Genomic DNA, 19,490 nt, shown 5'->3' with positions numbered 1-19,490 from the left:
GGTTCTCATGATTCAATATCGGAAATGGACAGAAGAGACACTTAAGCATGTGTTGTTGTTGATCATTGCTTTCATCGTGCTTATCCCGATCCTATGGATGATATCCATCTCATTTCGTTCCAATGACAATGCGCTGTCTGATCAAATTTTTCAGATGGGTCCCATCGATTGGCACGGCTATAAGAGTGCACTATTCGATGTGCCGTTTTTCCGGTGGCTGGGTAACAGCCTTCGAATTGGAATCCTTCAGACGCTAGGTCAATTATTTATAGGAGTCTGTGCAGCATTCGCTTTCTCGTATTATCGGTTTCCTGGCAGGGACTTACTGTTTATGTTCGTTCTCATGACCATGATGATACCGATGCAAGTCACATTAGTTCCAACCTTTCTTATCGTTAATCAGATGAATGCTTTAAATACGTTCAGTGGGGTTATTGTCCCACATCTGGCTAGTGGTTTTGCTATCTTTCTGCTTCGGCAGTCGTTCATGACTGTGCCGAAGGAATTGGCGGAGGCGTCCACCATTGATGGATGCGGTCCATTACGAGTCATGTGGAACGTATATGCCCGCTTGTCCACAACGGTACTGGTGACGCTAGGCATTATCTTATTTCTAAACAATTTTAACGAGTTTAATTGGCCATTACTCATCTTAACCGATCCGGACAAGATGCCATTACCGCTTGCATTCCAGTACTTTCGAAGCGAAACGAGTTTGGACTGGAGCAGCACGATGGCCATTGCCACCTTATCCATGCTGCCAGTGGTGATTCTCTATATAGCGGCACAACGCTATATCATTGAAGGCTTTGCTCAAAGCGGATTGAAAGGGTAAAACCTACCGCTTTGATTTCTATAGCAAAATCAAATTTAAAAAAAGAATGGAGTGAAGAACATGTTTAGCAAAAAGCTTAAGTCAGTTAGTGCCGTAGTAGCTTTGTCTCTCGCATTAGCGGGATGTAGTACATCTACAAATAAGGATCAAGAAAAATCATCTCTTCCGACAGCATCGCCATCTGCTCCAGTAGAAATCGAATTCTGGCATGCGCTGAGCGGGGATCTGATGACTAAAATGGTGGATGAGTACAATAAATCGCAGTCAAAAGTTAAAGTCACACCTGTATTCGTTCAAAACAACTACGAAGGCATTGTGGAGAAACTGCAAGTGCAGGCAGCAGCGAAAAAGCTTCCTGACGTATCCTTAAACGGCTTGCTATACACACGTTTTGCTAGCGAAACGGTGCACGCAGTCCCGCTTGAGCCATTTATTCAAAGAGATGGGTATAACACAAATGATTTCTTTCCGAATATGTTAGCGTTGGGCAAGGATGAAAAAGGTAAGCAAATCGGTCTACCTTTTGGCATCAGTACCCCAATTCTGTACTTCAACGCGGATAAGCTCCGCGAAGCTGGGTTGAATCCAGACAATATGCCAAAAACATGGGAAGAGCTTCCTAAAGTAGCTAAGGAATTGACACGCAACGGAAAATTCGGTCTGACAATGTCGATTGATTGGGCTTGGTTGTACCAGGCGATGATGGAGACATATGGGGGCAGCATGATGGCCAAGGATGGCAAGTCGGTAGGACTTGACTCTCCGGAAAGTATAAGGGCTGTACAAACAATTGTAGATATGGCGCTCAAAGATAAGTCCTTACCGGTTGTGCCAAACTATGGCGAGTCTATCAACACCATGATTAAAGGCGATGCTGCAATGCTAATTACTTCGACCGCTGCGCTTAGTAGTGTTGGAGGGACCGCAAAGTATGATTTGCGTACTGCCCTATACCCTACATTCGGGGGAAAGCGAACCGTACCAGCAGGTGGTTCGAATTTGATGATCTTTACTACAGATAAGGCTAAGCAAGACGCGTCTTGGGACTTCATCAAGTATATTACTGATAAACAGCGTTCTATTCAAATCGCGCAAGCGATGGGTTACATGGTTACCACAAAAAGTGCTCTAGAGGATCCAAGTATGAAGGCATATCTGGATAAAAACCCAAATTATAAGACTACTTATTCTCAAGTTGATCAAATGGTCCCTTGGTTCAACTTCCCGGGAACAGGCGGCACCAAAATTCAGAAGATCATTACCGACCAAATTCAGGCTGCTCTGCAAGGTCAAAAAGCGCCAGAAGAAGCAATGAAAGAGGCAGCCAAGCAAGCTAACGCTTTGATCCATTAATAATTATAATTGGAGGAATTTACATGACAAAAAAATATATTGACGACGCTCACTCACATATTAGTCTAAGACCTTGGTTCGGTCAGCTTCAGGAAGCAAAAGGCGGAGATTACGACTTTGCCATTATTAGTGATCGGACAGGCGGAGCAGTTCAAGGCATGTTCGAAAAAGGGCTCGAGGCAGCGCAAAAGTTAAACCCGGAATTCATTATCTCCATCGGTGATATTGTTGAAGGGTATTGGACGGATGAAGTGGAAGCACATGAAGAATGGGATCGTATGGACGCACTTCTTGAAGGCGTAGGTATTCCACTCTTCCAAACTGTGGGCAATCATGACTATTCTACAAGTACGATGAAGAGAGTATGGCGTGAGCGTAAGGGAGTAGATTATTACGCGTTTCGATATGGTAAGTCACTCTTCCTCGTCTTAAACACAGAAGCAGAAGATTACGTTCATGATGAGAAAATGGTAGGGTTCATCCAGATGATTAACCGTCATTTAATAAAAAATCCGGAACTGACATTTGCTGAGGCTACGAAAGCTGTGTTTGGAGAGCAAGCATCCAACAATATGACAATGACAGAGGACTGGTTGATTCAACCACACCTAAGCTCTGTGCAAATCGACTTTTTTGAAAAAGTAATTGCGGATAACACAGATGTGGAGTGGACGTTCGTTTGTTTGCATCAACCTGCATGGAAGAAGGATGACCCGCTATTCACAAGATTGGAGAATCTGCTTAACGGCCGTCAGTTCACGGTCGTAGCTGGACATGTTCATTACTTGGAGGTTACCGAGAAAAACGGATCCCAATATATTCAGATGGGTAAGACAGGCGGATTGCACTGTTTTAAAGGCAAAGGCGACATCCACCATATATTATCTGTCAAAATGCGCAACGGCGTTCCTAACATCGAGGTGATTCTGCTCGAAGGAGAAGGCGGGACCGAATCGCTGGATGGCTACATGAAGTCGAAATCGGAACAACTTTAAAACGGGGTTATCTGTATAATGGACGAAATATTTGACGACAAAGTTAACACGTGGTTCTTCGATTTGGATGGTTGCATCTACCATGGGCATAAATTGACCGAAAGGGCAAATGAATTGCTAGACCTTCTAAGGCGCCGCGGCTGTCGAATCGGCTTTATAACGAACAACTCCCGGGAGAATGCAGAGGAAATCCGAGCTAAGTTATCGGCAATGGGCTTGCAATTAGATGGCGAGAATATTGTGAGCGCGACAGAGGCAGTTGCCGTGTGGTTGAATCAGCGTCACGGTTCCTTGTCAGTCAAAGTGGCAGGGAGCCAGAGCTTGAGCCAGGCGATCGTCAATCAAGGACATCAGCTGCTGAAATGGAACGATACTCAGGTGGCTGACATGGTGATTATCGGAAGGGACATCGATTTCGATTACAATCGGCTGCAGCAGATCGTGAATGAGTCTAGGCTCGGCGCCCGGATCATCAGTACGAATGCGGATTATTACCATCCCGGTGAAGACGGCAAGGTTGTTCCTGAGACAGGTTCGCTTCTCGCTGCGATTGAAGTGATTATGGGTTCTACTATCGAAAGCATAGGCAAGCCGAATTTATGTTTATACGAAATGGCGATGGACACCTATGGTGCGAAGGCATCTGAGTGCATAATGGTCGGTGATAATCCAGTCACTGACATTGCCGGTGCGGTTTCTGCTGGCATGCGCTCCGTATGGATTTACGGGTCGCATCCATTGGGCCACAAAGTCTCAAAAGTTTCGCCGACTTGGAAATTTGAAACGTTGTCAGAGCTTTACGAAAACGTTCTCGCTAATTAATTGGAATCATTGTAGATGCCCCAGGAGTCCGTACAGACAGCGTAGCACTCATACGCGGGAACGAGGCCTACGTGCGTGAATCGAACTTCTGTTTTGCCGTCTTTACTGGAAATTTCAAAGATAATGTCGGTATCCTTCCACTCGCTCTCGTCCTTTACGAAGTTAAAGTAGTTGTCTGTAATGTGCCAAACAACTTTTTTAGCTGGAATGAGCTCGGTGATTTGGATGGTGCAGCGGTGAATATCTCGGTAGTGCAGAATTTTGATGATATTACATCATAAAAAAATCGTCACGCAATTCCTACGTCGAAGCGATCGGTCAACAAACTGAAAATAGTGGTTATCCCGGGGGCACTCTAATGAGTGCCCTTGTTTTATTTGTGTAAGAATACCGCCAATATCCTTAATTTGTAAGTGAATGTTATAATAAGGGGTATCGATAAGCATAAGTTAGTAAGAATAGAATGATTTTATTGAGGGGATGCTGGAATGTTTTGGGTGATTGCAACTGTTATTGCATCTATTTTGTTTTTTATAAACTTTGTACCCATTGCAAAGAATCAGGGAACAACCTTACACACAATATTCGGTTCCATTTTGATTGGATTTATTATATACAGTATTTTTATGATTTGTGGAATGATAAAGACTCTTTATTGAAGGTGAGGGGAACAATACATGGAGGAATTTGCACTTCCAGAGAACTTATCTAAAATGATTAACGGATATACGTGGAGAAGAAATACTATTGGTCATTCAGAATCAAAAACGTACTTATTGATAGGCAGTTCATGTAATCTATACTTGAAAATCCAATCCCTCGCCGCTGTTGAAAGCCTATTGAATGAGAAAGAACGATTGGAATGGTTACAAGGCAAACTGCCTGTCCCAGAAGTGGTCTATTACGGTCAAGACGATTCTAATGAATACTTACTCATAACTGAAATCGAGGGTAGTAATGCTTCTGAAAAGTCATTCGAAATCATCTTACCACAGTTAATGAAGCAATTGGCTTATGGTCTGAGAGCGGTTCATGACATACATGTTGCAGGTTGCCCTTTTAATCAAAGATTAGACAGTAAGATAAAGGAAGCCAAGAAGCGAGTAGAAGATAATCTGGTTGATGAAGAAAATTTTGATCCACATAGACAAGGTTTGAAGGCTAAAGACTTATTTCATGAGCTACTTAGCAAAAAGCCCGTTAAGGAGGACTTAGTCTTTACCCATGGCGATTTCTGCTTACCTAATATCATAATAAATAATGGGAAGGTTCATGGTTTTATTGATTGGGGCAGGGCTGGGGTTGCAGACAGGTATCAGGATATAGCCTTGGCAATCAGAAGTATAAAATATAACTTTGGTGATGAGCCTATACATGCCTTTCTTGAACATTATGGTTTAACAGAATTAGATGAAACAAAAGCACTTTACTATCAGCTCATGGACGAGTTCTTTTAATCATTAAAACAGGGAATACAAATCAATTGAAGTTAATTGTAAACAGTGTTACTCTAACAACGGTAAACTCGGAATCTACGCTTTGCAATTCTTCTAAATAATAGCCACAAATTTAGTTATAAAGAAAGGTAATACGATGATAAAAGTTGAAAACTTATCCTTCTCATTTCCGCAAAAAGAACTATATACCAACATTTCGTTTACGCTTGAAGAGGGACAACATTGCGCTTTTATAGGAACAAGTGGCAGTGGGAAAAGTACACTGATCGATATACTCATGGATCCAGAAAGATATTTATTCGAGGGCAAGTTAGAAATAGACCCGACTTGCAAAATCGGGCATGTGAGTCAATTCTCACAACTAGACAAGACGAAGGAAACAACGGTTTTTGAATATATAGGGGAAGAATTTATTACGTTACAAAATGAAATAACAGCTATTTGTACGGAAATGGAAACATCAACAGATCTGGATTCGTTACTAGAAAAGTATCAATTCACTTTAGACGCGTTTGATTCCATGGGTGGGGCTGATTTTGAAAGTAACATGAATAAGAAACTAAATCTAGCCAACCTCATGAAGCTAAAAGATGTTAAGGTATCCGATCTGAGTGGTGGGGAATTCAAACTTATTCAAGTGATGAAGGAAATGCTTAGTCATCCAGACTTAATCATTATGGACGAACCCGATGTATTTTTAGACTTTGAAAACCTAAATGCGCTTAAACATCTGATTAATTCTCACAAAGGCATGCTGCTAGTTGTTACGCACAACCGATATCTCTTGAATCATTGCTTCAACAAAATTATACACCTTGAAAACACGGAGATCCAAGAGTTTGATGGGCGATATATAGATTATAACTTCTCGTTACTTCAGACTAAAATGGAGTTGCAAGAAATCGCAGTCGCTGAACAAGAAGAAATTGAGAGATACGATAACATTATTGATAATCTTAGAGCTATCGCAACGTATAATTCAGAAGCCTCTAGAGGTAGAGCGTTAAAAGCTAGAGTTAGGTTTCAAGAGAGATTGGAAGCGCGTAGAATTAAAGCGCCATTTGTTGATATTAAGCAGCCGACGATCAATTTCGGTATCGATCATGAAATGGAAGACACCGTTGTTGTAAATGTCAATAATTATCGTGTTGCCTTTGATGAGCTGCTTTTAGACAACGTGAACTTTGAGATCAAATCTACGGATAAAGTAGCCATTATTGGTCCGAACGGTACCGGGAAAACGACGTTACTCCGAGATATATTTATAAATAATCAGGCTTCCATTGAAATCAATGCGGATGTGAAAGTAGCTTATTTATCTCAGAATCAAGGCGAAGTGCTAACGGATTCGAATACCATACTAGAAGAATTCATCGATGCTGGGTTTCAAACGTATGATGAGGTTAGATCGTACCTTTCAAACTATGGCTTTGAAGGAGAAATCGTTAATCAAAAGATAGCTTCTTTATCTGGTGGAGAAAAAAATATGCTTCAATTGGCTAAAGTTGCTGCCAGTAAAGCAAACGTATTGCTTCTTGATGAACCGACAAGCCATTTAGACATCTATACACAAATAGCTTTGGAGAAAGCCATTGTAGACTATAATGGCGCGATTCTCATGATTTCTCATGATTTCTATTCGGTCGTTAATGGTATGGATTATGTGTTAATCATTGACGATAAGACGATTAGAAAAATGAGTATGCGCAAATTTAGACAGATGATTTATGCTAGTCATTTTGACAGAGACTATCTAGAAAAGGAACAAAATAAAAAAGCGCTGGAAATGAAAATAGAATTGGCTTTAAAAGATACGAATTTCGAACTTGCAAAAGTATTGGTTGAAGAGCTAGAAGAGCAAATTAAGTTGCTTTAAATGACAACAATTGTTGCGGCCTCCCTTGAAGACTTTGGGTCTAAGGGAGGCTTTTTTATATGTTTACTTGCTGTTACAGACTTCGCGGTGAACCGTATAAAGGCAACTATACATATTACAAGGATATAGTTAGCAGCCGCTTCATATCTTCTACTATTTTCATTACTTATTACATTATGAAGGTTAATTGATAGTTACCTGAGGAATGAAGGAGATGAAGATTTGGAAGGTCAAGACGTAAGAGTGCTATTGGTGCTGGATGCTTTTGATATTGGAGGAACGGAGACGCATGTTCTATCACTTGCGAAAGAATTGATAGAACAAGGTATTTCAGTGTTTGTAACAGGGGATCCTGGGCCGCTCGAAAATCAATTTAAAAAGCTTAATTGCAAAATCCATAGAGATATAACCAATAAACAGAAACTGGAGAATTGGATTCGAATCAACAAAATTAATGTGATCCACGCTCATTTGCAGAGCAGTGCCAGGATTGCTGTGCAATTATCTCAGGAATTAAAGATACCTTTGATTTATACCTTTCATGGTATGTATTATAACCTCGCGGAATCAATGGACTTATTCAAGCAATGCGCTATTGAACCTACTTTTATTAGTGTTAGTGTACCCGTTCAGAATCATTTGCAACAGCATGGCATCTCTACCGTATTCATTCCAAATGGGATTGATATGGAAAAGTTCAGGCCCCACAAGTCCAATCTAAGAAGTAAATTAAACATTCCCGAGAAAGCCAAAGTCATTCTGTACGCCAGCAGGTTAGAGGATACCAAGTATAAGATTTGCAATCTGTTGTTAGATGCTAGTGAAGAAAAATTACTAAATGCACTCCCTAATCTACATCTTCTTATCGCTGGTGGCGGTATGCATGCTATGAAAATTAAGAAGCGTATTACCGATAAAATAGAATCAAAGCGAATCCGGTATATGGGCAACCGAGAGGATATGTCTGAGTTATACGCGATAAGCGATTATGTTGTCGGAACTGGCAGAGTTGCGTTGGAAGCCATTTCTTGCGAATGCCCGGTAATCGCGATCGGTACCGAAGGAACGTTTGGCTTAGTAACTCTTGATAATTTCAATGAGGCCTTGAACTATTATTTCTGTGATCATAAATGTTATCTGCCGATGGATCAGAGCCATATTACCAAAGCTATCCTAGATGGCGTGCAGCATAAAGAACAACATGCGCATTGGCGAAAAGAGTTGAGGCGAACTATGAAGCAATCAATGGATATTTCTGTCGTAACCAAGAGAATACTTAACATATATAGATCAAGGGTCATTGAGATGAAAAATCATGAGTTATGATAAAATAATGATTGTTGCTCATCCCGATGATGAAATGATATTTGGCGGGGCCCAGCTCATACAGGAAAAAGGATGGCTGGTCATTTGTGTGACAAACGGAAACAACAAGCTCAGACGCAAAGAATTTCAGAAAGTAATGAAGAAGGTTCAAGCGGAATTTGAAATGTGGGAGTATGAAGATAAATGGGATGGCGATTTTGATCAGCTTCGTTTGAAGGCGGATATAGCCGAGGTGCTTGCACGGAAACCGATAGCCAAAGTGGTCACTCATAATTTAAAAGGGGAATATGGACACACACAACACATCGCGATATCCAAAATTGTGCATGAGTTGGTTGATCGAAATATCTACGTATTCGAAACATCGAAAAAAAAATTAGATAAAAAAATATTAACTAAGAAAGAATTGCTGTTAGAATGCTATGAAAGTCAGGATATTGAAGATTTAGAACGATATATTTGTTATGAAATCATTAAGCGAGTAAGGTAATGCGTTAAATAGGACAAACAGATCATAAAGCCGATTCTTCCTTCTGGGGGAATCGACTTTTCTTTAGAGGGTTGTAATTAATAAGAAACAGGGTGGGAACATGGATAAGGGATATACATTAGCAAGCGAACTCTTAACACTGCTTGATACGGAACAAAGATGGTTTACCTTAGCCGAAGTTGAGAACAGCCTAGGAATCTCAGATAAAACAATACGTAAGATGGTTGAAGAGATCAGTAAGCAGTTGCCACTTGATATCACGATTGAGGTGTCTAGAGGAAAGGGCATATTTCTTCGACGTGATGGACGAGGGAAGACGATTAGTGAAGTGATGTCTTCTATATTCAGTCAGACCACCTTTTATCGGCTGATGCATTTATTGTTTACCACCGACGGACGGTTCTCAGTGGAGGAGCTTGCTGGAGAAATGTTTATGAGCACCTCATCGTTGAAGAAGCTGATTGTACATTTGAATAATCATGATCTGAAACCGTATAAAATACACATTACGTATTCCACCCCTAAAATCAAAGGGAATGAAATGAATATACGGTATTTTTATTGGAAGTTATATGGTGATGCCTATGAATTTACAGGATGGCCTTTTGCGAATATGAACTTTGATGATATGAATCAGTTAATCACACATATAGAAAATGAAAAAAATATAGTTTATTTTATCAATTCCAAACGGAAATTATCCTTTTTGCTGGCGATTGTCGTAGATCGGGTTACGAAAGGGAAATGCGTACAAGTCGACGAGAGTAGTTATCCCTGGGAACAAGAGATGTTTTATTTGCCGGTAACAACGCTTGCGAAGAGTCTAGAAGATCAACTGTCTATCGAATTCCCCAAAAGTGAACTATTCTTTATACAATCACGCGTGAGTCTCAGCCAATATCACTATTACGAAGGATCGGAAATGACACCGCTGAAAGAAGTGGAATTATACAAGGATAAAGAAGCGTATCCAATGGGTAATCTGCTTTTTACCTTATTGGCAAAGGTATATCCGAATATGGATATGGAAGAACGATTTATATTGGAGATCTATAACTTCATAGACAAGCTTTTGATGGATAATGCAATTCCGGAATGGATGATGATTTCAAAAAGCAATTTATCGACATATGTGCAAAAGGAGTGCCAGCAGATCTATCAAGAATTGCAAGAATGCATGAGAACGTGGAATGAAGCTTACCCTGCTATCCTGTATAATGATTATCATTTAACAAAATTAACCCTAATTGTTCGTTCAAGCTTACGTTATAAAAGGAAAAAGGCCTTCTTAGTGATCGGGGAAGAATTCTCGATTCGCCACTACATAGCGGATTTGATTAAAAAGGAAATCGGGGATCAGTTAATCATTAATACGTCCATTATGAAAGGACTAACCGACGAAATGGTGCAGCAGCATCAAATCGATTTCGTCATTAGTAATATCCCGATTGCATTAAAGACAGTGCCTGTTGTTACTATTTCTACGATTCCATCCAAAAGAGATCTGGACAATATTCGTAAAGAATTGCTTCTATAATTTGATCAAATATTTTCCGCATCCTGCGTAAGATTTTGGTCTAGTTTGTGATGATAGAAAACCTTATGCTCAATGTAGGTTCCAAACGATGAAAGCTGATCTTCCTTCCTTAAGGAAAGTCGTTTGGAAAATGCGAAAGCATCTATTTTCTAAGTCAGTAAATGGAAGCGATTTCGAAAAATCTGAGTTTAGTTTATTGGAGGAAACCATATGAGCAGGCATTTAGGCGCAAAAAAAGGAGAAATAGCAGATCGTGTTTTGCTTCCAGGAGATCCTTTGCGGGCAAAATTTGTAGCGGAGAACTTTTTAGATGAAGCGTATTGTTATAACGAGGTAAGAGGTATGTATGGATACACGGGATTATACAAAGGTGTGCCGGTGTCGGTACAGGGGACAGGGATGGGCAATCCATCGATGAGCATCTACGCAACGGAACTGATCGTCGATTATGAAGTGAAGAAGTTAATTCGTATTGGTACATGTGGTGCGATGCAAAAAGAAGTAAATATCCGCGACATTGTATTGGCCCAAGCGGTGTCTTCAGACAGCAATCTGACAGAGAAGATTTTTCATGGTTGCAACTATGCACCTACGGCGGATTTCGCCTTGCTGATGAAAGCATATCAACTAGCACAAAGTAAACAAGCCAACGTCTTTGTTGGCAATATTTATAACTCGGATGAATTTTACCGTGAAACGTTGGATCGACTCCACAAATTTATGGACTTTGGGGTATTAGCGGTAGAAATGGAAAGCACATCGCTCTATACGTTAGCGGCTAAATATGGTGTAAAAGCACTGTCTATGTTGACGGTGGGTAGTCAATTATTAAGGCAAGAGCACTTAACTCATCAGGAAAGTGAACAGTCCTTTTATGAAATGGTAGAAATCGCTCTCGATACTGTCATTGATGACACCATATAAATTTAACACCTATTGAGATCGCGGCGGGCTGTTCATTGGAATATAACCGAGTTAATCTATCCGAAATATTGGATTAATACGTGGAAACCTGTTGGCGCAATAAACAAAAATTTGGAGGGGTCAAGATGCATTATTTCATCTCTGTTGCGGGTCTGATTATTGTTCTACTACTGGCATGGCTTGCAAGTAACGATAAGAAAAAGATTAAATACCGGCCAATCCTTGTCATGATTGTGGTTCAGATTGTTTTAGGATTGCTTCTACTCAAGACGAGTATAGGAGAGTTCTTAATTAAGGGATTTGCTAATAGCTTTTCGAAATTACTGGGATATGCCAATGAAGGTATTAACTTCATTTTTGGTGGCTTGGCCAATGAAGGGGCACATACCTTCTTCCTCTTTGTGCTAATGCCTATCGTATTTATGTCAGCAATCATCGGGATTCTGCAACATTATAAAATACTACCGTTTATTATCAAGTATATTGGTCTGGTCCTAAGTAAAGTAAATGGTATGGGGAAATTGGAATCCTATAATGCGGTTGCCGCTGCTATTGTTGGACAGAATGAAGTATTTATTTCGGTGAAAAACCAACTCGGATTATTGTCTAAACAGCGTCTGTACACGCTATGTGCATCAGCTATGTCGACGGTATCCATGTCGATCGTAGGTTCCTATATGACGATGCTGGAGCCTAGATATATTGTGGCTGCATTACTGCTAAACCTATTTGGCGGCTTTATTATTGCATCGATCATCAACCCCTATGAGGTTAAACCTGAAGAGGATATTGTTGAAGTTCAGGAACAAGAAAAACAGACATTTTTCGAAATGCTGGGCGAGTATATCATGGATGGCTTTAAGGTAGCCGTCGTCGTTGGGGTTATGTTGATTGGTTTCGTCGGGTTAATTGCTTTAATTAACGGCGTCTTCGCTGGTATATTCGGTATCTCGTTCCAACAAGCATTAGGTTATGTCTTTGCACCGATCGCCTTTGTAATGGGTGTGCCATGGTCTGAAGCTGTCCGTGCAGGCAGCGTTATGGCTACCAAATTAGTGGCGAATGAATTCGTGGCTATGCTTGACTTTGTTAAGATCAAGGGCAGCTTTAGTGATCGTACGACAGCCATTGTTTCTGTATTTCTCATCTCATTTGCTAACTTTGGGTCCATTGGTACCATCGTGGGTGCCGTAAAAGGCTTGAATGAAAAGCAAGGGAACGTGGTTGCTCGCTTTGGATTAAGATTGCTATATGGAGCTACGCTTGTAAGCGTTTTATCAGCCATCGTTATCGGGATCATATTTTAGTTGCGTACAGGTAGCATAGAAGGAGCTTTAACATGCAACAAACACCTCGGTTTAAGCGGATTTTCGTCATTGTCATGGACTCTGTAGGCATCGGTGAAGCTCCCGATGCAGCAAAGTATGGTGATACAGGATCACATACATTACGGCATATTGCAGAAAAAATGAATGGGCTGCATGTTCCTATTTTATCTAAGTTAGGATTAAGCCATATTGACCCCATACCCGGAGTACCCAAAGTAGAGCAGCCTTTAGCGTATTTCACCAAAATGCAAGAGGCTTCGAATGGGAAGGATACGATGATAGGGCATTGGGAGATTATGGGCTTGAAAATCGATATTCCGTTCAAAGTGTTTCCTGAAGGATTTCCAAATGCATTCATTAACGAATTAGAACAAAGAACGGGACGTAAGGTTATTGGGAATAAGCCAGCTAGTGGTACAGCTATTCTGGATGAACTTGGGCAAGCGCATATGAGCACGGGTGCACTCATCGTCTACACGTCAGCAGATTCCGTGATTCAGATTGCGGCTCATGAAGAAGTGGTTCCTTTGGATGAACTATATCAAATCTGTGAGATCGCCAGAGAGATTTCGATGCGTGAGGAATATATGGTAGGCAGAGTGATCGCCAGGCCATTTCTGGGGGAGTTGGGGAGTTTCAAGAGAACGCCGCACCGGCATGATTATGCCTTAAAGCCTTATGGAAGAACCGTGATGAATGAGCTCAAGGATGCTGGGTTCGATGTTCTAGCCATTGGTAAGATCTCAGATATCTATGATGGTGAAGGTGTCACCAAGTCTTTGCGCACCGTGTCAAACATGGATGGCATGGATAAGCTTATGGAGACAATGGATACTAATTTTACAGGACTTAGTTTCTTGAATCTGGTTGACTTTGATGCACTTTATGGACATCGTAGAGATCCGATCGGGTATGGGAAAGCGTTAGAAGAATTTGATGCTCGTTTAAATGAAGTACTTGCCAAGCTGAGCGAAAATGATCTTCTCATCATAACAGCAGACCATGGTAATGATCCCGTTCATGTGGGCACTGATCATACCCGTGAGTATGTTCCTTTACTCATCTACAGCAACAGTTTCACTGGGCAAGGCGAGCTGCCTGTATGTAAGACATTTTCGGATATTGGGGCAACGGTTGCTGATAACTTTGATGTAGAAATGCCGCGATTTGGACAGAGTCTCTTACAGCTGCTTAGATAAACATGATAACCTCAACCCGCCATATTGTTATGGATGGGTTGAGGATTTTGTTTGTTGCTACCTTTTTAGTTCTGGAAAAGTGTCTTCATCTGCCAAGCCAGAAAGGATAACGCTGGTGGTCCATAAATCAGTTTGGTTTTGAACATGATAAGACAGTTCAGATGATGGCTTGATCGTTCCTCTGTCATTATATGTGGCAGTAACTGTGCCAAAGTGAGGGTCAGTAACCATACCCGCAAGGGCTTCCGATGATACGGGTAGCGAACCTATTAAATCTTTGACACGTTCAAGAAACTCTTCAGTAAACCGGTCTTTATGACCGGCGCTTAAGTTTGTCTCTGTCAGCAAGCCGGGATTAAACGTGTTTACGGTAATCGGTTTTTGCATGTGTTCGAGCTTTCTTGAGAGCTCGTAGGCAAAATAAAGATTGCACAGCTTGCTCAAAGGGTATCTATTGCTCAAGCCGTTTTCAGGATCAGCAAGTATATTAGCGCCAGGGTAAGAAATACCGCCGGGAGGATTGTGCATATCACTGCTCACAATCACAATACGGCCATTATCCATAACGTTTGGGATTAATAAGGCTGTAAGCAAAAAGTGCCCCAAATGATTTGTTCCAAAAATCAGCTCATATCCATCCACCGTTTGCCCGATGTGAGTGCCGGCTATTCCAGCGTTACATACAATTCCATAAAGAGGCGGCAGAGAGCTATTCATGAAATTCTTTGCAAAGTCTCTAACGGACTGCAAGGATGATAAATCCAATCCCATGACTTCAACGTTGTTGTTTCCTGTTTCATTCATAAGCGCGGTTTTGGCCGCTTGTGCTTTGTCTGGATTCCGACAGGCCATGACAACGAAGTATTCGGTTCCTGTCAGCAAAATATTTCGTGCGCATTCAAAGCCTAACCCTGAATTGGCGCCTGTTATAATAACTGTTTTCATAAGGATTCTCCTTTATGATTGGACGTTACCAGGGGACTACGCCATTGCGGTCAGTGAAGGTGCCCGTAGGTCCATCCTTACCGATAGTAGCCATTCTAACGATGGCATCTGTGCCTTCTTGTACGGTCTGATGTCCATGCCCGGAAAGATCAGTCTTCGTGGGCCCCGGATCTACCGCGTTGATCCGAATAGAAGGCAACCCTGTTGCATATTGCACCGTGAGCATGGTTACGGCTGACTTCGATGAAGTATAAGAAAGAGCATTCACTTTCGATTCCAATGTGTCGGGATTCGTAACCATACCGAAAGATCCTAGCCCACTGCTGACATTGACGATAACGGGAGATTCCGACATGTGTAGCAAGGGAAGGAAAGCATGCGTAACTCGAACAATACCGAAGACGTTGGTCTCATAAGTCTGGCGGATATCGTCAACCGTGATATCTTCAGGCTTTTTGAATGCACCAGTGATTCCAGCATTATTGATAAGAACATCAATACGGCCTTCTTTTTGCATGATTTCAGTTGCCGCGGCATGGACAGAATTCGTGTCCGTCACGTCGAGAAGGACAAACCGGGCGCCAAGTTCCTCGGCTGCTTTTAAGCCACGTTCTGCGTCTCTGGCGCCGATATAAACGGTATGACCTAGTTCAATGAGGCGTCGAGCGGCCTCAAAACCAAGCCCTTTGTTGCCACCTGTTATTAAAGTAAGGGTCATCGTGACACATCTCCTATTCGGTTTTCTTAAATGTAAGAGCACTCTTACATACTAACAGGTTCAATGTAAGTTGTCTATTACATTGGGCGGGGTAGTAGTGTACAATCAACATAAAGGAAGTGATAACATGTCCACTATTGAAAGGAGCTACCATCACGGAGACCTGAGAGAAACGCTGATCCGCACTTCACTGGAGTTGATCTCGGAAGTCGGACTTGCCGGATTCTCTGTTGCTAGGGTAGCGAAGCGAGCGGGGGTATCCTCAGCTGCCCCTTATCGACATTTTCCAGACCGAGAGAGTCTGCTTGCGGCAGCTGGGATAGCGTTTCTAACTGAGCTTACCTCGAAAATGCGTGCTGCAACGGATGCGGCTGGAAATGATCCGATTTATCGTCTAGCATCGACGGCCGGTGCTTATGTCATGCATGCCATTGACCAATTTGTCGGTGTTGAATTATTTGTTGCAATGAAAGGGACACAATTCACAGAATTTCAAGAACGAAAACGCGAAATGGTCGATTTCCTGCTTTCGTTAGTTCAAGAAGCCAAACCACATGCGACTTGGACCCAAGTTGTCGAGTTATTGGAAGCACATTTAGCTATTAGTCAAGGCTATTCGGATATGTATTACCAGGGTATGTTTTCCCACATGAAACTCACGACGGAAGACATTGTGGAACGGGCGACAACGGCTACGCGACATCTCATAAAAGGCTGGGGACTGCTGTGAAGCCGCGGATCGTTCTCTTTGAAAATCACGTTTATGCAAATAGGAGAAATAACAATGGCAAACACAGACAAATTTGAAATGATAGCCAATATGTATGACACGCCCGAAAGAATTCAAATTGCCAAGGCATCGTCAGACGCCATTCGTGAATACGTAGTTGACGCTCAAAGTAAGAATGCGATTGATTTTGGGTGTGGAACAGGTCTTGTCGGCATGAACTTGTTAAACGAATTTAAGTCGATGCTCTTTCTGGATACTTCACCAAACATGATCAATCAAATCAAGCAAAAAATGGCTGATTTACATATTCAACATGCAGATACATTATGCTTTGATTTTGAAAAGGAAGGTCTATCGGATTTGCATGCCGACTATATTTTCATGGCTCAGGTTTTACTCCATATTCCTGATGTCGAATTCGTTTTATCCCGATTATTTGATGTTCTGAATGTAGGAGGACATTTACTAATTGTAGATTTCGATAAAAATGAAAAAGTCGTGTCCGATATGGTTCATAACGGATTTAATCAAGCTGAGCTAGCTGACATGATGACGAAAATAGGGTATAGGAATGTACAATCCAAAACTTTTTATTCTGGAAGCAAAATATTTATGGGACAAGATGCCTCGATGTTTGTTCTTGATGCTCAAAAGTAAACTTTAGGCGGAAATGAACTCGTTTGTGATCGATGTGAATGAAAAAAGAGACCCACCTGGGTCTCTTTTTATTTTGCTTGAGATGCCGCTCGTACAAGCGGAAGAAATAACTCGTCAACGATCTGCGCGATGGCTTCGTCGGATACCGGGACATGGGTAGTCAGCAGCTCGAATCGCACGAGGTCGATCGGAAGAGAGATGACCCGTTCCGGCAGTTGGCTCGTCTGCAGCTCACCGCGCTTCTCCGCGTTGCTGATGATGGTCTTCATAGCAGCGAAAAGCGCGCCGTCAGCCCTTGGGGGCAGTGGTGTCGAGAGCGGGTGCTCCTTGCCAGGGTATTCGCTCATGAGCCCATGGATGGTCTCCGCGCCGATCGCTTGCAGCGGTTTCAAAACACCTTGCAAAAAAGTTACCACGTCCGTCCGCAGATCGCCAGTATCCGTAGCTTCAAGGGAAGGCTTTGTTCCATATTTTATAATGGCGGCGATAATCAGTTGTGGTTTGCTCGGCCATCTTCGGTAGACCGCTGTCTTGTTCGTCTTGGCTCGCAAGGCCACGGCTTCCATCGTAAGACTGTTATAGCCGGTTGTCCCAAGCTCGTCCCAAGCAGCCTGCAGAATCGCGTTTTCAAGCACGTCGCCACGGCGGCGCGTCCCTGTGCCACTGTCTGAGGCGTGCTCTTTTCTCAATTCAGCCATAATTCTATCCTCTCAATGGTTACTTATGTATGAAATAGGAAACTCGTTTCTAACATTATTATATTGCATTTCTCGTCGGAATATCATATCTTATTTATATAAGGTACGGTACGTACCGTACCCTAAATGAACGACGAGAGGTGAAGCCAAATGGCGATGATAAAAGCGGAGGCGAAGGCCGCCAAACCGCCCAAAGAGAAAATAGATCCAAACGTACTGAAAGTCGCCCTAATCCTTGTTTTCGGAGCTGTCGCGTCCCAACTAGATTCAACCATGATCAATGTCGCCATCGACAAACTGGCTTCCGATCTGCACAGCACGGTATCCGCAATCCAGTGGGTCGTGACGGGATACGTACTCACGATGGGATTAGCGGTTCCGATCTCGGGGTGGGCGATTCAGCGTTTTGGCGGGAAAAAGGTGTATCTATTCTCGCTCGTGATGTTCCTGGTCTCATCCGTCTTATGTTCGTTAGCGTGGAATACCGGCAGTTTGATCGGCTTTCGACTCCTGCAAGGGGTTGGAGCGGGGCTGCTCATCCCGACGATGCAGAATGTGCTCGTTCAATCAGCAGGTGGCCGCAATCTCGGCAGGCTCATCTCTATTATTAGCTTACCAGCGTTGATCGGTCCCATCCTCGGACCTGTCATCGGCGGACTCCTCATAGATAATCTCGATTGGCGCTGGATCTTCTACGTGAACATCCCGATCATGATCATCGCGATCTGGATGAGTTGGCGCCATATCCCGTCCGATGCACCAGCTACTAGCAAGCCGAGTCTCGACGTCATCGGTCTCTTGCTACTATCTCCTTCTTTTGCCGCGCTTATTTACGGCATTGCTGGGGTCAGCACCCACGGTGGACTGAACAGCGTCAAGGTAACACTTCCGCTCATAGGAGGGGCAATGCTGATGATAGCTTACGTTATCTACGCTTTGCGTATGAAACAATCGCCCTTGGTCGATCTTCGGCTGTTCCGATCACGACACTTTCTCGCATCGAACGTAACGCTATTCCTCTCAGGGATGGTAATGAACGGGGCCATGCTGCTGCTGCCTCTATATTATCAGCAGGTACGCGGCGAGAGTGTGCTGTATACGGGTCTTCTGCTCATTCCTCAAGGGCTTGGGATGCTGGCAACACGGAGCTGGATCGGAGGGTTGGCGGATCGCATGGGTTCGCGCAATATCGTTCTTCTTAGTTTGGCGGTAACGGTAGTCGGTACGATTCCGTTCGCCTTCTCGGGAGCAGGAACAAGTTACGTGCTGCTTGGAGCCGCGCAATTCTTACGTGGGGCGGCATTAAACGGGATCTTTATTCCGATCATGGTTTCCGCCTACCAGGGGCTAAGCAAGCAACAGATCCCGCATGCGAGCATCTCGACGCGAATCTTTCAGACAATTGGGGGTGCCTTTGGATCAGCGATCTTGGCAACCGTCATCGATCATCAGATCAAGGGCTCGGGAGTTTCTGGCATGCATACGATCGCTGATGCCTATCAGGCGGCTTTCTGGTGGTCAATCGGATTCACCGCACTTGCGGTAATTCCGGCGTTCCTGTTGTCGAAAGGTAAAAAATAAGGCAGAGGCACCCGTTTGG

At 42.8% G+C, this 19,490-nt stretch carries 19 protein-coding genes; 16 read left to right on the top strand and 3 right to left on the bottom strand.

Annotated features, from left to right (window positions below):
* Window positions 1-7 precede the first annotated feature (7 nt).
* From A8709_RS05590 to deoB, 13 genes are all read left to right on the top strand, one after another.
* Complete coding sequence (locus tag A8709_RS05590; protein WP_065851180.1) at window positions 8-835, top strand: carbohydrate ABC transporter permease; 828 nt, start codon at window positions 8-10, stop codon at window positions 833-835.
* A gap of 60 nt (window positions 836-895) precedes the next feature.
* Window positions 896-2,188 carry an ABC transporter substrate-binding protein gene (locus A8709_RS05585; protein ID WP_065851179.1) on the top strand — a complete coding sequence of 431 codons (1,293 nt, stop codon included), beginning with the start codon at window positions 896-898 and terminating at the stop codon, window positions 2,186-2,188.
* A gap of 23 nt (window positions 2,189-2,211) precedes the next feature.
* A complete protein-coding gene (locus A8709_RS05580; RefSeq protein ID WP_065851178.1) occupies window positions 2,212-3,183 on the top strand; it encodes a metallophosphoesterase family protein in 972 nt (323 codons plus the stop codon).
* Window positions 3,184-3,201: 18 nt separating this feature from the next.
* Window positions 3,202-4,005 (top strand): HAD-IIA family hydrolase, encoded by an 804-nt coding sequence (locus A8709_RS05575; protein ID WP_065851177.1) that lies wholly within the window; start codon window positions 3,202-3,204, stop codon window positions 4,003-4,005.
* A 71-nt stretch (window positions 4,006-4,076) separates the two neighbouring features.
* Window positions 4,077-4,286, top strand: coding sequence for a hypothetical protein (locus A8709_RS34425; protein ID WP_065851176.1), 210 nt, complete (start codon window positions 4,077-4,079; stop codon window positions 4,284-4,286).
* 396 nt (window positions 4,287-4,682) lie between these two features.
* Entirely contained in the window at window positions 4,683-5,462 is a 780-nt protein-coding gene (locus tag A8709_RS05565; RefSeq protein WP_065851175.1) for an APH(3') family aminoglycoside O-phosphotransferase, read from the top strand.
* A 136-nt stretch (window positions 5,463-5,598) separates the two neighbouring features.
* Entirely contained in the window at window positions 5,599-7,338 is a 1,740-nt protein-coding gene (locus tag A8709_RS05560) for an ABC-F family ATP-binding cassette domain-containing protein (protein WP_065851174.1), read from the top strand.
* 222 nt (window positions 7,339-7,560) lie between these two features.
* Window positions 7,561-8,664 carry a glycosyltransferase gene (locus tag A8709_RS05555; RefSeq protein ID WP_065851173.1) on the top strand — a complete coding sequence of 368 codons (1,104 nt, stop codon included), beginning with the start codon at window positions 7,561-7,563 and terminating at the stop codon, window positions 8,662-8,664.
* On the top strand, window positions 8,654-9,154 hold the full coding sequence (locus A8709_RS05550) for a PIG-L family deacetylase (RefSeq protein WP_065851172.1): 501 nt from the start codon (window positions 8,654-8,656) through the stop codon (window positions 9,152-9,154). Before A8709_RS05555 ends, A8709_RS05550 begins: the two co-directional genes overlap by 11 nt.
* Window positions 9,155-9,254: 100 nt before the next feature.
* Window positions 9,255-10,691 carry an AcpB/EbpR/MafR family transcriptional regulator gene (locus tag A8709_RS05545; RefSeq protein WP_065851171.1) on the top strand — a complete coding sequence of 479 codons (1,437 nt, stop codon included), beginning with the start codon at window positions 9,255-9,257 and terminating at the stop codon, window positions 10,689-10,691.
* Between the two features lie 210 nt (window positions 10,692-10,901).
* Window positions 10,902-11,615 (top strand): purine-nucleoside phosphorylase, encoded by a 714-nt coding sequence (gene deoD, locus A8709_RS05540; protein ID WP_065851170.1) that lies wholly within the window; start codon window positions 10,902-10,904, stop codon window positions 11,613-11,615.
* A gap of 125 nt (window positions 11,616-11,740) precedes the next feature.
* Complete coding sequence (locus tag A8709_RS05535; protein WP_065851169.1) at window positions 11,741-12,922, top strand: NupC/NupG family nucleoside CNT transporter; 1,182 nt, start codon at window positions 11,741-11,743, stop codon at window positions 12,920-12,922.
* Between the two features lie 32 nt (window positions 12,923-12,954).
* The gene (deoB, locus tag A8709_RS05530; protein ID WP_065851168.1) at window positions 12,955-14,142 is read left to right on the top strand and encodes a phosphopentomutase; all 1,188 of its coding nucleotides are present in this window, start codon (window positions 12,955-12,957) and stop codon (window positions 14,140-14,142) included.
* Between the two features lie 57 nt (window positions 14,143-14,199).
* On the opposite strand, the gene A8709_RS05525 is transcribed toward deoB, so the two are convergent.
* Window positions 14,200-15,087, bottom strand: coding sequence for an SDR family NAD(P)-dependent oxidoreductase (locus A8709_RS05525; protein WP_065851167.1), 888 nt, complete (start codon window positions 15,085-15,087; stop codon window positions 14,200-14,202).
* A 25-nt stretch (window positions 15,088-15,112) separates the two neighbouring features.
* Window positions 15,113-15,805 carry an SDR family NAD(P)-dependent oxidoreductase gene (locus A8709_RS05520; RefSeq protein WP_065851166.1) on the bottom strand — a complete coding sequence of 231 codons (693 nt, stop codon included), beginning with the start codon at window positions 15,803-15,805 and terminating at the stop codon, window positions 15,113-15,115.
* Window positions 15,806-15,932: 127 nt separating this feature from the next.
* Between A8709_RS05520 and A8709_RS05515 the strand changes: the two genes are divergently transcribed.
* Complete coding sequence (locus A8709_RS05515; RefSeq protein WP_065851165.1) at window positions 15,933-16,535, top strand: TetR/AcrR family transcriptional regulator; 603 nt, start codon at window positions 15,933-15,935, stop codon at window positions 16,533-16,535.
* A 54-nt stretch (window positions 16,536-16,589) separates the two neighbouring features.
* Complete coding sequence (locus A8709_RS05510; protein ID WP_065851164.1) at window positions 16,590-17,192, top strand: class I SAM-dependent methyltransferase; 603 nt, start codon at window positions 16,590-16,592, stop codon at window positions 17,190-17,192.
* Between the two features lie 68 nt (window positions 17,193-17,260).
* Here the strand turns inward: A8709_RS05510 and A8709_RS05505 are convergent, their stop codons facing one another.
* On the bottom strand, window positions 17,261-17,890 hold the full coding sequence (locus A8709_RS05505; protein ID WP_065851163.1) for a TetR/AcrR family transcriptional regulator: 630 nt from the start codon (window positions 17,888-17,890) through the stop codon (window positions 17,261-17,263).
* 150 nt (window positions 17,891-18,040) lie between these two features.
* Between A8709_RS05505 and A8709_RS05500 the strand changes: the two genes are divergently transcribed.
* Window positions 18,041-19,471: an MDR family MFS transporter gene (locus A8709_RS05500; protein ID WP_244163101.1), complete on the top strand. Its 1,431-nt coding sequence runs from the start codon at window positions 18,041-18,043 to the stop codon at window positions 19,469-19,471.
* Window positions 19,472-19,490: the final 19 nt, after the last annotated feature.

Origin of the sequence: Paenibacillus pectinilyticus (assembly GCF_001700435.1) — a bacterium.
Lineage (GTDB): Bacteria > Bacillota > Bacilli > Paenibacillales > NBRC-103111 > Paenibacillus_E > Paenibacillus_E pectinilyticus.
The sequence above is the reverse complement of the archived record's forward strand: the minus strand, read 5'-3'. Positions and strand labels throughout refer to the sequence as shown.

Bases quoted from the DNA above. Each gene is read 5' to 3' on its own strand.
- A8709_RS05560 (WP_065851174.1), top strand. From the start codon at position 5,599: ATGATAAAAGTTGAAAACTTATCCTTCTCATTTCCGCAAAAAGAACTA.
- A8709_RS05515 (WP_065851165.1), top strand. From the start codon at position 15,933: ATGTCCACTATTGAAAGGAGCTACCATCACGGAGACCTGAGAGAAACG.
- A8709_RS05565 (WP_065851175.1), top strand. From the start codon at position 4,683: ATGGAGGAATTTGCACTTCCAGAGAACTTATCTAAAATGATTAACGGA.
- A8709_RS05520 (WP_065851166.1), bottom strand. From the start codon at position 15,805: ATGACCCTTACTTTAATAACAGGTGGCAACAAAGGGCTTGGTTTTGAG.
- A8709_RS05510 (WP_065851164.1), top strand. From the start codon at position 16,590: ATGGCAAACACAGACAAATTTGAAATGATAGCCAATATGTATGACACG.
- A8709_RS05500 (WP_244163101.1), top strand. From the start codon at position 18,041: ATGGCGATGATAAAAGCGGAGGCGAAGGCCGCCAAACCGCCCAAAGAG.
- A8709_RS05525 (WP_065851167.1), bottom strand. From the start codon at position 15,087: ATGAAAACAGTTATTATAACAGGCGCCAATTCAGGGTTAGGCTTTGAA.
- A8709_RS05585 (WP_065851179.1), top strand. From the start codon at position 896: ATGTTTAGCAAAAAGCTTAAGTCAGTTAGTGCCGTAGTAGCTTTGTCT.
- deoB (WP_065851168.1), top strand. From the start codon at position 12,955: ATGCAACAAACACCTCGGTTTAAGCGGATTTTCGTCATTGTCATGGAC.
- A8709_RS05580 (WP_065851178.1), top strand. From the start codon at position 2,212: ATGACAAAAAAATATATTGACGACGCTCACTCACATATTAGTCTAAGA.
- A8709_RS05550 (WP_065851172.1), top strand. From the start codon at position 8,654: ATGAGTTATGATAAAATAATGATTGTTGCTCATCCCGATGATGAAATG.
- A8709_RS05505 (WP_065851163.1), bottom strand. From the start codon at position 17,890: ATGGCTGAATTGAGAAAAGAGCACGCCTCAGACAGTGGCACAGGGACG.
- A8709_RS05590 (WP_065851180.1), top strand. From the start codon at position 8: ATGATTCAATATCGGAAATGGACAGAAGAGACACTTAAGCATGTGTTG.
- A8709_RS05535 (WP_065851169.1), top strand. From the start codon at position 11,741: ATGCATTATTTCATCTCTGTTGCGGGTCTGATTATTGTTCTACTACTG.
- deoD (WP_065851170.1), top strand. From the start codon at position 10,902: ATGAGCAGGCATTTAGGCGCAAAAAAAGGAGAAATAGCAGATCGTGTT.
- A8709_RS05545 (WP_065851171.1), top strand. From the start codon at position 9,255: ATGGATAAGGGATATACATTAGCAAGCGAACTCTTAACACTGCTTGAT.
- A8709_RS05575 (WP_065851177.1), top strand. From the start codon at position 3,202: ATGGACGAAATATTTGACGACAAAGTTAACACGTGGTTCTTCGATTTG.